The sequence below is a fragment of the Catellatospora sp. NPDC049111 genome, assembly GCF_040648615.1.
Classification (GTDB): Bacteria; Actinomycetota; Actinomycetes; order Mycobacteriales; family Micromonosporaceae; genus Catellatospora; species Catellatospora aurea.
In genome coordinates this window covers 64,961-77,601 of record NZ_JBEZEB010000014.1, presented here as the reverse complement: position 1 = coordinate 77,601, position 12,641 = coordinate 64,961, and the positions used below count along the sequence as shown (strand labels likewise).

At 70.9% G+C, this 12,641-nt stretch carries 12 protein-coding genes and 1 pseudogene; 5 read left to right on the top strand and 8 right to left on the bottom strand.

Going from position 1 to position 12,641, the window contains the following annotated elements:
* Nucleotides 1-18 precede the first annotated feature (18 nt).
* The 3 genes from AB0B66_RS20935 to AB0B66_RS20925 all read left to right on the top strand — a co-directional run bounded on the left by AB0B66_RS20935 (nucleotide 19) and on the right by AB0B66_RS20925 (nucleotide 1,570).
* A complete protein-coding gene (locus AB0B66_RS20935; RefSeq protein ID WP_360532113.1) occupies nucleotides 19-528 on the top strand; it encodes a flavodoxin domain-containing protein in 510 nt (169 codons plus the stop codon).
* 164 nt (nucleotides 529-692) lie between these two features.
* Nucleotides 693-1,136 carry a universal stress protein gene (locus tag AB0B66_RS20930; protein ID WP_360532110.1) on the top strand — a complete coding sequence of 148 codons (444 nt, stop codon included), beginning with the start codon at nucleotides 693-695 and terminating at the stop codon, nucleotides 1,134-1,136.
* Nucleotides 1,133-1,570 carry a CBS domain-containing protein gene (locus tag AB0B66_RS20925; RefSeq protein WP_360532107.1) on the top strand — a complete coding sequence of 146 codons (438 nt, stop codon included), beginning with the start codon at nucleotides 1,133-1,135 and terminating at the stop codon, nucleotides 1,568-1,570. Before AB0B66_RS20930 ends, AB0B66_RS20925 begins: the two co-directional genes overlap by 4 nt.
* A gap of 140 nt (nucleotides 1,571-1,710) precedes the next feature.
* On the opposite strand, the gene AB0B66_RS20920 is transcribed toward AB0B66_RS20925, so the two are convergent.
* From AB0B66_RS20920 to AB0B66_RS20885, 8 genes and pseudogenes are all read right to left on the bottom strand, one after another.
* Entirely contained in the window at nucleotides 1,711-2,337 is a 627-nt protein-coding gene (locus AB0B66_RS20920; protein ID WP_360532104.1) for a cysteine hydrolase, read from the bottom strand.
* A 119-nt stretch (nucleotides 2,338-2,456) separates the two neighbouring features.
* Entirely contained in the window at nucleotides 2,457-3,449 is a 993-nt protein-coding gene (locus AB0B66_RS20915; protein ID WP_360532102.1) for a zinc-dependent alcohol dehydrogenase family protein, read from the bottom strand.
* Between the two features lie 53 nt (nucleotides 3,450-3,502).
* Complete coding sequence (locus tag AB0B66_RS20910) at nucleotides 3,503-4,231, bottom strand: alpha/beta hydrolase (RefSeq protein ID WP_360532099.1); 729 nt, start codon at nucleotides 4,229-4,231, stop codon at nucleotides 3,503-3,505.
* Nucleotides 4,228-4,751, bottom strand: a pseudogene (locus tag AB0B66_RS20905) (nuclear transport factor 2 family protein). The gene AB0B66_RS20910 and the pseudogene AB0B66_RS20905 overlap by 4 nt, the downstream one beginning before the upstream one ends.
* Before the next feature lie 33 nt (nucleotides 4,752-4,784).
* On the bottom strand, nucleotides 4,785-5,765 hold the full coding sequence (locus AB0B66_RS20900) for an NADP-dependent oxidoreductase (RefSeq protein WP_360532096.1): 981 nt from the start codon (nucleotides 5,763-5,765) through the stop codon (nucleotides 4,785-4,787).
* Nucleotides 5,762-6,085, bottom strand: coding sequence for a 4-oxalocrotonate tautomerase family protein (locus tag AB0B66_RS20895; RefSeq protein ID WP_360532093.1), 324 nt, complete (start codon nucleotides 6,083-6,085; stop codon nucleotides 5,762-5,764). The genes AB0B66_RS20900 and AB0B66_RS20895 overlap by 4 nt, the downstream gene beginning before the upstream one ends.
* 160 nt (nucleotides 6,086-6,245) lie before the next feature.
* Nucleotides 6,246-9,002: an AAA family ATPase gene (locus tag AB0B66_RS20890; RefSeq protein ID WP_360532090.1), complete on the bottom strand. Its 2,757-nt coding sequence runs from the start codon at nucleotides 9,000-9,002 to the stop codon at nucleotides 6,246-6,248.
* Between the two features lie 228 nt (nucleotides 9,003-9,230).
* Complete coding sequence (locus tag AB0B66_RS20885) at nucleotides 9,231-9,830, bottom strand: TetR family transcriptional regulator (protein WP_360532087.1); 600 nt, start codon at nucleotides 9,828-9,830, stop codon at nucleotides 9,231-9,233.
* 254 nt (nucleotides 9,831-10,084) lie between these two features.
* Here AB0B66_RS20885 and AB0B66_RS20880 point away from each other — a divergent pair, with 254 nt between their 5' ends.
* Both AB0B66_RS20880 and AB0B66_RS20875 read left to right on the top strand, forming a co-directional pair.
* Complete coding sequence (locus tag AB0B66_RS20880; protein ID WP_360532084.1) at nucleotides 10,085-11,179, top strand: Gfo/Idh/MocA family oxidoreductase; 1,095 nt, start codon at nucleotides 10,085-10,087, stop codon at nucleotides 11,177-11,179.
* Nucleotides 11,180-11,220: 41 nt separating this feature from the next.
* Nucleotides 11,221-12,183 (top strand): NADP-dependent oxidoreductase, encoded by a 963-nt coding sequence (locus AB0B66_RS20875; RefSeq protein WP_360532081.1) that lies wholly within the window; start codon nucleotides 11,221-11,223, stop codon nucleotides 12,181-12,183.
* The last annotated feature ends 458 nt before the right edge of the window (nucleotides 12,184-12,641 follow it).

Genomic DNA, 12,641 nt, shown 5'->3' with positions numbered 1-12,641 from the left:
GCCGCCCCGGAGACAGCTATGAAACCCCTGCTCGTCCTGGTCGCCTATGGCAGCGACAACGGCTCCACCGCAGGCATCGCCGACATGATCGCCGCCGCCTTACGTGACGCGGGCGTCGCCGCCCACACCAGCCCGGCCGCGCAGGTGCACACCGTCGACGGCTACGACGCCGTCATCATCGGCGGTGCAATCTACAACGGCAGATGGCATGGCGACGCACGCGTCTTCGCCCGCCGCCACGCAGCCGCGCTCCACGGCCGCCCGGTGTACGTCTTCAGTAGCGGACCGCTCGACGACAGCGCCGACCACACCGACATCCCGCCAGTGCCGCACGCCGCCGACGCGGTTCGCCGGCTCGCTGCCCGCGAGCACGTGACGTTCGGCGGTCGGCTGACCGACCAGGCCAGAGGATTTGCCGCCCGCGCCATGGTCCGCAACGGCCGCGGCGGGGACTTCCGCAACGCTGCACGCATCGGCGCCTGGGCGACGCAGATCGCGTCGCAGCTGCGGCAGGCAACCAGCCGCTGACCTCCGGCAGAGTTCTGCGGCGCCGACGGGCCCGTCGGCGCCAGGGCGAGGATCCGCACAGCCGCCAGCCGGCGAGAAGCAGCGGAGGGTCTTTCGGCCCTGCCGAGAAGAACGGGACCGGGCGCACCCTGAAGGTGAACGAATGGCCGAGGGATGTGATCGACATGGCTGTGCGGCAGATCGTCGTCGGAGTCGACGGCTCGCAGGGCGGCCGGCGCGCACTCGCGTGGGCGCTGGAGCAGGCGGTGCTGTCCTGGTGGTGGGGCGATCCCAGCACGCCTCTGGCAGACGCGCGGGCCTGCCAGGAGTCGGCGCAGCTGACCCTTGACCGGGAGGTGCGGGCCCAGCCCGTCCGTCACGGGGTGAGCGTGGCTGCGGAGGTCGTCGAGGGTCGGCCCGCCGACGTCCTCGTCGCTGCGGCGCGGACCGCGGACCTGCTCGTGCTGGGTAGCCACGGTCATGGCCGTGTCCACCACACCATCCTCGGTTCGGTCAGCGAGGCGTGCATCGCCAGCGCACCGTGTCCGGTGGTGGTCATCCCGGTGCCCGGGCCGCCGCGGCCGGCCGCCGACGCGGTCCCGGCGGCGACCGAGGGGGCGTCGCGATGAAGGCGATCTTCGCGGCGCCGGTACGTGGCGACGATCCGACGCCGCAGTGGGCCCGCCGGCCGATCTCACAGGTGATGAGCCGCCCAGTGGTCTCCGCCGGTGCCGATGTCAGCCTCGACCGGGCCATGGCCACGATGCTGCACGCCGGTGTGCGTCACCTCGCGGTCGTCGACACAGTCGGCCGGTGCCTCGGCGTACTGGCTGCGAGGTCGGTCGCGGCTGCCTGGTCAGCGGATCCCGCCGGCCTCGCCACGGTCACTGTCGGGGCCGTGCTCGACCACGACAGTGCGACCGTCAGTGCCGACGCGCGAGTCCGTGACGCCGCTCGTGTGATGCACGCCTGTCACAGCGACGCGGTTGCGGTCGTCGACGGTGACGGCACGCCGGTGGGTGTGTTCACCAGCAGTGATCTGATCAGACTGTTGGCTGGCTAGCCGTACGGCGCAGTCGCTGCCGCGTCGGCCCGCTTCGCATCGGGTATCGGGCCCGGCGGATCTCTGGGACCCGCCGGGCGTGCTTCGGCCATAAGGCTTGGCGGTCGGATCTGCGAACTCGTTCACGCCTAGCGTTGTGGTCAGCGTGCGTGTGATGTCGCGTCGAGGAAGTCGTCGACGGTCAGCGTCGCGTGTGAGATCAGCGGGTAGCGCAGGATCATCGCGTCGTAGGCCGGCCGCCCCCCGGCTGCGGCTGTCGCGTCGGTGAACGTGGTGACGTGGTAGCCGCGTTCCATCGCGGTGCGGGCCGTGGACTCCACGCACATGGTCCCGACCATGCCCGCGACCGCCACGTACTGCACGCCGTGTTGTCTGAGTTGCGTGTCGAGGTCGGTGGTGGCGATGACGTCGATGTTCTTGTGCGGAGAGACGACGATTTCGCCGGGCTCCGGCGACAGGTCGGGGTGGAAGTCGGCGTTCCAGGTGCCGGCCTCGAACAGGCGGTTGTCGTACATCTCCTGCTGGATGCCGCAGATGTAGCGCCAGGTGGTGTAGTCCTCCTCGGTGAAGGACATGGGTGCGAAGAACACCGGCATGCGCTGCGCGCGTGCTCCGGCGAGCAACCGCTTGAGGTTCTCGAAGGTGCCGATCCGCTCGAACTCGTCCTTGAATTCTGCGTAGCTCTTGCCCTTCTCCGCGAAAACCTCGTTGACCGTGTCGATGAGAAGCAGGCCGATCCGGCCGCTCTCATAATCGGTGCTGGACATCAGGTGACTCCCATCGTGTTCGTCAGGCGAAGTTCCCGGCCTGAGCACCTCCGTGGTGCGTGCGCCGGGGCGGTGGGCGGAAGGCAGTGTCGGACATCCCCGCCGGACCGCTCACGGCATCAGGCGTGGTCGGTGACGTCCAGGACGATCTTGCCGGCGGTGGTGCCGGCCGCGACCGCCGCGTGCGCCTCGGTCACGTCGTCCAAGGTGAAGCGGCGAGGATCGAGTAGTGGCACCAGCGCCCCCGCGTCAGCGAGCGCAGCGACTTCGCGCAGGATATGGCCGTGGTGTTCGCGGCCGCGGCCGGTGAGCATCGGCAGGAGCGTGAAGATCCCGGAGTAGGTCGCTGCGCGAAACGACAGGGGAGCCAGCGAGTGGGTGCCCCACCCGAGCGCGCTGACGACGTGGCCGGTGTAGGTGCGGGCGGCCGCGAACGACGCGTCGAGGGTGGCCCCGCCGACGGTGTCGACGATGATGTCGAAGCCTTCGCCGCCGGTGTGCTGCTGCACGTACTGCTCGACGGGGACGCTGGTGTAGTCGATCGGCGTCGCGCCAAGGGCCTCGATGGCCTTGAGGCTGCGCGGGGAGCCGGTCGCGTAGACTTGGGCGCCGCGAGCGCGGGCTATCTGCACGGCTGCGGAGCCGACGCCGCCCGCGCCACCGTGTACGAGGACCTGCTGACCGGCCTTCACAGCGGCCCGGTCGACGAGCCCTTCCCAGGCGGTGATGACGGCCAGCGGCAGCGCGGCCGCCTGGCGCATGGTCAGCGACTTCGGCTTGAGCGCCAGCAGCCGGGCGTCCACGGCTGCGTACTCCGCAAGGGAGCCCGGCAGGTCGCCCACCCCGCCGGTGAGCCCGTAGACCTCGTCACCGGGTTGGAATCCGGCCACACCCGTGCCGACCGCCTGGACTGTCCCGGCCAGGTCCAGGCCGAGGACCGCCGGCAGGCGCGTCTTCGCGTGGGCCGCCTTGCCCGCCTGGATCTTGGTGTCCAGCGGGTTGACGCCGCTGGCCGCCACCCGCACCAGCACCTGGCCCGGGCCGGCGACCGGCTTGTCGATCTCGCTGACCTTCAGCTGGTCGCCGAACTCCCGCAGTACCACAGCACGCATGTGCCATACCCCTCATCTATGTCGATGTCGTCGTGTCCGGTGCCGCCGACGGCTTAGCGGCCCGCGGCCGCTGCTTCGCGGATGAGCTCCACGACAGCGGCGGCTTCGGGAATACCGACGGTGTGCGAGCCGCCGGCCAGTTCCACGGTCCGCCGGGACCCGGCCCGTTCGGCCATGAACCGCTGCACGGCCGCGGGAATGTTCTTGTCCTCGCTGCCGAACAGGAACCACGACGGGATCGCCCGCCAGGCGGGCTCGGCGGACGGCTCGTTGAGCGCGGATTCCACGATGGGCCGCTGGGTGACCGCCATGACCGCCGCGTCGGCGGCAGGCGAGTCGGCGGCGAACTGCGCGTGGTAGCGGTCCTGGCGGATGTAGAGGTCGGTCTCGCCGGTGGGCAGCTTGACGGCGGTGAGTGTTTCGCCGAGGCTGCCGCCTTCGTAGCGTCCGGCGAGCTCGGCGGCGCTCTCGCCGGTGTCGGGGGCGAATCCGCCGACGTAGACCAGGGCTTTGACCTGGCCGTTGCCGGTGGCGCCGTTGGTGATGACGGTGCCGCCGTAGGAGTGCCCGACCAGCACGATCGGGCCCTGGATTTGCGCGAGAACGCTGCGCAGGTAGTCGGCGTCGTACTTGACGCCGCGCAGCGGGTTCGCGACCGCGATCGCGGGGAAGCCGTCGCCGAGCAGGGCGGCGATGACGCCGTTCCAGCTGGCGGACTCGGCGAACGCGCCGTGGACGAGGACCACCGTCGGCTTGCCGCTGGTGGTGTCGGTGATGCTCACGAGCTGCTCCTTTCGTGGTGCCCTGTGCCGACGCTCCGATTGCCGGACGCGGCCTGTTCGAGACGGGCGCCGGCCAGGCGCCGTGGGTCGGTTTCGTCCAGGGGGTCCAGGCGCAGGCGGGTGAGCTTGAGCCGGGCGATCCGCCATTGCCCGTCCACCCGCTGGTACGTCTCGTGGTAGTGGCCGTAGCCGTGGTGGCCGTATGGCGTGTGCGGGCCGCTGGGCACGGTGACCAGGTCTTCCATGGCCCACACGCCGGTGGCGATGTCCGGGCCGGTCAGTTCGATCTCGGGCATGTGTCCGTGGTGCACGGTCGGTGTCTGGCCGATCAGGCGCCCGGTCGAGGTCGCGAACTCGGTGGCGTCGGTGAAGACGACGTCGCCGAAGTCGATGTGGGCGAGGCGGTGAACAGCGCGGCCAGTTCCGTCCACTGCTTGGTGTCGACGTAGCGGAAGTAGCGCGCCTTGAGCTGCTTGATGGCCTCCACGTCGAGCAGCTGCCGCACCAGATGATCGGTCATGTAAAGCTTCTCCTGTCGCTGCGTGACGGGTTTTCAGAAGGCCAGTACCAGGCGTCCGCGTACGCCGCCGGCTTCCAGTAGCCGGTGGGCCAGCGGTGCCTGCTCCGGTGGCAGGACCTGCGCGACACGCGGGGTCAGCACCCCGGCCTCGGCCAGCCGGCGCAGCTCGTCGAGCTTGTCTGCCCGGCCGCCGTAGTCGGGAACGAACACCGGGTGGACCGTGATCGGGCGCTGCGGGGTGTGCAGCCCGCCGCCGGGCTCGCCCGATCCGCGGAACTGCGCGAATGCGCCGCCGTCGCGTACCGCCTCGAACAGTGCGTCGCCGATGACGGCGGCGTCGGCGACCGCGTCGACGGGCCCGCCGGCGGCCTGGGCCAGGCGCGCGGCGACGCCGTCGCCGCGGGCCACGACCTCGTCGGCGCCCAGCTTGCTGACCAGCGGTACGTCGGCCGGTAGTGCGTCGGCGAGGACCCGCAGTCCGCGGTGTTTGGCCAGCTGCACGAGGTAGCCGCCCAGTGCGCCCGCCGCGCCGGTGACCGCCAGGCTCGCCCCGGCCGGCAGGCCGAGTTCGTCCAGCGCCAGTAACGCGGTCAGCCCGTTGAGCGGCAGTGTCGCCGCCTCGGCGTGGCTGGTGCCGGCCGGTGCCGGGGTGACCCAGTCGGCGTCGAGCACGACGTGTTCGGCGTACCCGCCGCCGTCGGCCCGGATCGGGATGACCATCGCCATGACCCGGTCGCCGATCCGGAGTCGGGCGTCGGCGCCTGGGCCGATCTGGTCGACGGTTCCGGCGATGTCCTGGCCCGGTATGTAGGGCGGGCTGAGCTCGCGCATCAGGTTCGCGAGGTACCCGGCCCGCAGCAGGGTGTCGGCGGGGTTCACCGCCGCCGCACGGACCCGCACCCGGACCTGCCCGGGGCCGGCCTGGGGGCGGGGTATGTCCACCACCCGCAGCACCTCGGGGCCGCCGTACTCGGTCAGGCCGACCGCTCGCATCGCCGCCTGCCCGCTGCTCATGCGCGACCGTTTCGCGTGCTCGGGCCGGCCGGCGGGGCGACCGCCGCGAACTCCTGGCGGGTGGTGGGATTGCCCTCGATCGACTCGTATGTCGCCTTGGCGTGGGCCAGTGCCTGCATCAGCGACTTCGGGCCGCGGAACGGCTCGCCGCCGATGTGCCAGCCGTCGGGGTGCAGTTCTTCGATGAGCACCCACACGACGTCGCGGAACGCCTCGGAACCCTCGTGCTTGACCATCACGTCGGTCAGGTCTGCGGCCAGGGCGTGCTTCTGCTCCTCGGTGAACACACCCTCGACTAGTTTGACGTTGACGAACGGCATGGACTTCCTCCTGTCGATCCCGCCGTGGTGGCCGGCGACGTTCGGTACGCCACCGGCGTCGCGGCCGGTCCCATGGATCAAGTGTCGCGCCCGACGGCCGCTGCTGAACCCGTCAAAGTCCCTGGTCAGCCCTGCACGAACCCCTGGCATGGCGGTGCGGCTACACCGGCAGGGCGGCCTTGGCCCGCAGCGGTGTGTTGCGCAGTTCGCGGCGGGAGTTGATGGCGAGCTTCGCGAAGACCTTGCGCAGGTGCCACTCGACCGTGCGCGGGCTGAGGAACAGCTGAGCGCCGATCTCCGGGTTGGTGTACCCGGCGCTGGCTAGCCGGGCGATCAGAGCCTCCTGGGCAGTGAGGTCGGCAGCCGTCGCCGCGCTCGGTCTGCGGACGGTCTCGCCTGTTGCCAGTAGCTCGCTGCGGGCGCGTTCACCGAACGCCTCGGCACCCATGCGGGTGAGCATGTCGTGGGCGCGGTGCAGGTGTTCGCGGGCGTCCGCGCGGCGCCGCTGCCGGCGCAGCCACTCGCCGTACACCAGATGCGCGCGTGCCAGGTGCGCTGCCATCCGGCAGTCCTCCAGCCGCTCGATCGCCTCCCGGTACAGCGTCTCGGCAGCCGCCCCCTCGCTCAGCAGGGCACGACACCGGGCCTCTACGCCCAGCGCCCACTGCGTTCCGCTGGCCCGGGTCCGCTGCGCCAGCCGCCGCATCGCCTGCTCGCCGACGCCGGGCTGCTCGGCCCTTGCCGCGGCCTCCACCAGCTCCGCCAGCGCCCACGGTCCGGTCGCCAGCTCGTCTCCCGCACCGGCATCACGCGCGGCGTCCAGCGCCGACCCGTACAGGCCGAGACCGTTGTGCAGCACCGCCGTCGCGTACTCCATCATCGCCAGCGCGTTGCCTTCGCCCCGCGCCGACGCGTCCCGGATGCTGTCCCGCTGTAGTTCGTCGACACCGTCTCGGTCGCCCCTCCAGGCGGCCAGGATCAGCGACGTGAACGGCGGCGGCGCCACCTGCACCGCCGCGTTGAGGGCCGCCGCCTCCTCCAGCAGGGTCGCCGCCCCGGCCAGTTCACCGGCCTGGACATGCCAGCCGGCCAGGTAGTCCAGCGCCAGCGGAAGCAGGTTCAACGTGCCGGCCTCACGCGCCAGCTGCACCTGGCGGGTGGCCAGTTCCAGCCAGGCCTGATCGTCCCACAGGTCCATCGCGGCACCCGAGGTCGCCAGGCATACCCAGGTCAGCCGGTGGTACTCGGAGCGGTACGCGGACAGGGAACGCTGGATGATGGGCACGGCCCGCACATATCCGTGCGCGAACCGGGTCGCCAGGCCGTCCAACAGCAGATCGACGGCGCGCGGGGGTTCGGCGGCGGCGGGTGCGGACAGGGCCGCCTTCGCGACCGCGAGCACGCCTTCACCGTCGCCGAGGCGCCCCGCGTAGATCGCGGCCAGCAGCGCTTCCAGGTACGTCTCCCGCGCCATCGCGGCGTCGAGGGCCGACAGCCGCTCGGCGGCACCGAGCAGCAGCGGTGGCGCGTCCCTGCCCCGGCTGCCGGCGAACGCCAGCTGGGCTCGAAGGCGTTCGACCCTCGCCCGCTGCAGGCCGTCCAGGGCGCTCATCTCCGCCGTGGCGAGCAGCTCGCGGGTGGTGTCGATGTCCCCGGCGTCGAACTTGGCCTGCGCCGCGGCCAGCGCACGAGCACCACGTCGGGCCGGATCGGGGGTCAGTTCCGTCGCCCGCTCCAGAAACGCGGCCGCGGCCGCGACACCGCCGCGCGCCTGCGCCCGCTCCGCCGAGCGTTCCAGTTCCTCGGCCACCGCCGCGTCAGGTGCGGGTGCGGCGGCGGCGAGATGCCACGCGCGGCGGTCCGGATCGGCCACCGCGTCGGTCGCATCAGCCAACACCTGGTGCACTCGCCGGCGTTCGGTCAGCGTGGCGGCTCGGTAGACAGCCGACCGCACCAGCGGGTGCCGGAACCGCACCCGCGTTCCGATCTCGATCAGACCCGCGGCCTCGGCGGGCGTCGCCGCGTCGTCGGCCAGCCCCAGCTCGGCGGTGGCCCGCCGCAGCAGGGTCGGGTCGCCGATCGGCTCCGCGGCCGCGACCAGTAAGAGCTGCCTGGCCTGCGCGGGCAGCGGCCGCAGCCGCCGTACGAAGCCCTGCTCGATGCGGCTCGCCAGCGGCTGCGCATCGGGCAGCCCGAAGCCGCCCGCCAGCTCCGCCGGGGTCAGCCCTCGCGGCAGCTCCAGCAGCGCCAGCGGGTTACCCCGGGTCTCCGCGACGATCCTGTCGCATACGCGCTCGTCGAGCCTGCCGTGCACCGCCGACGCCAGCAGCAGGCGCGCATCGGCGTGGCTGAGGCCGGCCACGTTCAGCTCGGGCAACCCGACCAGCTCGCGCTCACCGCTGGGCCGGCGCACCGCGAACACCAGCGCTACCGGGTCGGCCTGCAACCGTCGCGCCGCGAACGCCAGCGCCTGCACCGACGCCCGATCGAGCCACTGGGCGTCATCGACCACGCAGTACAGGGGCTGCTGGGATGCCACATCCGACAGGAGCGTCAGGACCGCCAGACCGACCAGGAAACGATCCGGGGCCGCCCCCTCGGCGAGGCCGAACGTGACCCGCAGCGCGTCACGCTGCGGCACAGGCAGAGCGTCCAGCTGGTCGAACATCGACGCGCACAGCTGCTGCAACCCGGCGTAGGCGAGCTCCATCTCGGCCTCGACGCCGGCGACCCGAACGACCCGGCCATGTTGAGCCGCCGCGTCTGCCAGGTAGTCCAGCAGAGCCGTCTTGCCCTCGCCGGAATGGCCGCGAAGTACCAGAACGGCATGGTGGCCTGCCTGGACGTCCTTGATGAGTCGGTCGAGGGTCTCGCACTCGGCTCGGCGGCCGTACAGCCCGTGCACCGTCGCAGACATGCGTGCCTGACCCCCGTCCGATGCGAAGTTTCGGCCGCCTCATCCGGATTCAGCGAGTGACGACGCTTGGCGAGCAGGTTCTATCTGCCCTCTTCGCACACTAGACGCCGGGCAGGGCCCTGGGTGCTGATCGCGCGTGACGGCGATGCGCCCGGTGGGGCCCGCCGTGCTGCTGTTGCGCCTGCGCCAGAGCGGTGAACACGTGCCGCGTACCTGACGATGCGGAGGTCACGTCGTGGCGTTGGGAGCGAACACGGTTTGAAGGGCTACCTCTGCCGAGCGCATGAGTGCGGCCCGGTCCGGGTTGATGGCACCCATCACCCGCAGTCCCTGCAGGTTTGTCACCAGGAATGCGGCAAGGTCGGCGGCGCTGCGGTCCACGGGGACCTGACCGCGAAGCTGCCCCTGGGCGAGCACGTCGTAGATCGCGAGCTGGAGGGCCTGGGTGGACGACTGGAGCCGTTCGGCGACCCGCAGATCGTTGTGGGCGCGTTCCATGGCGGCCCCGATGATCAGGCACGCCTGCCGGTGCCCGTCACGTGCGATCTCGTCGACGACGCTGACAAACATCTCCCGGATCACGTCGCGAGCGTTCTCGCCGGAGCGCATCAGGTCGGCGATCGGGTTGGCGTACCGCTGGCGGTACAGGTCGAGGGCGGCAAGGTAGAGGCCGTCCTTGCTGCCGAAGGCGGCGTACAGCGAGCCGCTGCCCAGGCCGGTGGCCTCGGCGAGGTCTCGCATCGACGTTCCCTCGTACCCCTTGCTCCGGAACACGTCCATCGCTGCGGCCACAGCCGTGTCGAGGTCGAACTCACGCTGACGTGCCATGACGTCAGGGTAACCGATTCTGGAACAGTTTGACAAGTTAGCCGACGTGGAGAGCCGGTCAGAATCGGGCAAGTATCGCCACTATCTGTCTATAGCGGGCTTATCGAAGCAGAAATTAGGTACCCTGCGGAGAGAGACTTTGTGTGATCTGCGCCCTTTTCTTTGTCGGGCGTTCCATATTCGCGTAACGTCGGCCGGGTTCCGGCAGGCTTCCTCCCTGCCGCCCCGGATGCAACTAAAGCTGGAGAAACAACATGAACCCGACAGGTGTAGGCATCATCGGACCAGGATCGTGGGCATCCATCTCCCACATCCCGGTCATCGCCGCGTCACCGGCTTTCGAGCTGCGCGCCGTGAGCACGTCAAGGCGCAGCTCGGCTGAGGCCGCGTCGGCCAGGTACGGGGTACCCGGCTTCGACAACGCCCGCGACCTCATCGCCCGCCCTGACGTCGATCTGGTGGTGGTCGCATCGCAGGTCACCCAGCACCTTGAGGTCATCTCCGCGGCGCTGCGCGCGGGCAAAGCGGTCTACAGCGAATGGCCACTGGGAAACGGCCTGGTCGAGGCCGAGCAACTGGCCGAACTGGCCCGCACGTCCGGCGTCCGCACCGTGGTCGGCCTGCAGGGCCGCTACGCCCCACAGGTGCGCCTCGCCCGGGACCTGATCCACCAGGGCTACCTGGGCCGGGTGCTGGGCACGACCATGGTCGGCTCCGGGATGGTGTGGGGAGGCGAGGTGGCCAGCCACAGCCAGGCCTACTGGTTCGACGACAGCAAGGGCGCCAACACGCTCACCTCCGCCACCATGCACGCCCTCGACCCGTTCCACCACGTGCTCGGCGAACTCGACACGGCCTCGGCCAACCTCGTCGTCGGACGCCATGAGGCCACGGTGACCGAGGACGGCAGCCGCATCGCCGTCACAGCCCCCGACCAGGTCGCCATCATCGGCACCCTGGCCTCGGGCGCCGCGGCATCGGTGTTCTACCGCGGCGGCACCTCACGCGGTGACAACTTCCGGTGGGAGATCAACGGCACCGACGGCGACCTCGTCCTGACCGCGGCGTGGGGCAACATGCAGGTCGCTCAGCTCGCCCTGGCCGGCGGCCGCGGCACGGACACCACCGTGGCACCCATCGAGATCCCCGCCGCCTATACCGACGACGTACCGGCAGCCCTCGCACCGACCCCGGCCGCCAACGTCGCCCGCCTCTACGACCACCTCGCCCGCGACATCGCCGAGGGCACCCGGACCGTGCCCGACTTCGAGCTCGCCCTGCGCCGGCACCGGTTCATCGAGGCCATGCGGCGGTCCTCGGCCGACGGCACCGCCCAGGCCCTCGCGTGACGACGCGTCGCGATCAGCCGGCGCAGCAGGAAGGAGTTCGCATGAAGGCCATCGGGCTCATGCAGCACGGAGGACCTGACGTGCTGCGGATCGTCGAGCTACCCACCCCGCACGCAGGCCCGGGCGAGGTCCGGATCCGCGTACGTGCCGCAGCGGTCAACCCTGCCGACACGCTCATCCGGGCCGGGTACACGCCCATCCGCCAGCACGGCACCCGGCCGGTCATTCCCGGCCTCGACGTCGCCGGATCAATCGACGAGATCGGCCCCGACACGGTGACGAGCCTCGCCATCGGTGACCGCGTCATGGCGATGATCAACCCGACCCGGGCAGCCGGCGGGGGGTACGCGGAGTGGGTCGTGCTTCCCGAAGCCTGGGTGGTCCCGGCACCCGCCGGGACGAGCCACGCGGAAGCGGCCACGCTGCCGATGAACGGGCTGACCGCGCTGCGCGCCCTCGACCAGCTCGATCTCGCTGTGGGTGGCACGCTCGCCGTCACCGGGGCCGCGGGCGCGGTCGGCGGCTACGCGGTGCAGTTGGCCAAAGCGGCAGGCCACCGCGTGCTGGCCGACGCCGCTCCCCGCGACGCGGCACTCGTCTACGCGCTCGGCGCCGACAGCGTCGTCGACCGGGGACCGGCCGTCGCCGAACGCTTCCGCGCCCTCACCGACTCCGGAGTCGACGCCGTGGTCGATGCCGCGCTCATCGGAACTCCCCTACTCGCCGCGATTCGCGGCGGCGGCAGCCTGGCCCACGTCCGCGACATTCCCGACCGGCCCGCCTTCGACCTGGCGGCCGCGGGCTACGGGGTCAAGTCTGTCGACGTCCACGTGCATGATTACGACGGAGTCCGCGACAAACTGGACCGACTGCGACAACTGGCCGATCAGAAACGGCTCAGCCTGCGCGTCGCCGAATCCTTCGAACCGGAGCACGCGTCGCAAGCCCATCGGCTGCTGGAAGCCGGAGGGGTCCGCGGTCGACTCGTCATCGAGTTCAAGTAGCCGACAATCCGAATCCGGCGCGCGCCGGTGCCCCATGCGGCCACCACCACCGCGTTCTCCCACAGGCGCGGTCCGTCCCACCGGATGCAGCACGCCGGATCGCCTTTTCGGCTGGGCGCCTTGAGCGGCGCGTAATTAACACGACACCCCGCCGGTGACTACGCTGAGTCATTATTCATGCGCATTTGGTTTCGGGAGGCACCGGGTGGGCACGGTAACGACAACCGACGGCACGGAGATCTTCTACGTCAGCATCAGGTGGGCTATTGCCCGGGAGCCGTGAGGTCATTGATAGCCGCAGGCCGCCAGGGCGGGTACGGCGGTCAGGCAGGGTCGGGCGACGGTGGTGATGGGGGCAGTCAGGGTGCCGGAGATGGTGCCGTGGCAGTCGACGACGATCGCAGTACGGGAGAATGATGCCGACGCCGAACGCGAACACCGCGGCGTTCGCACCGTTG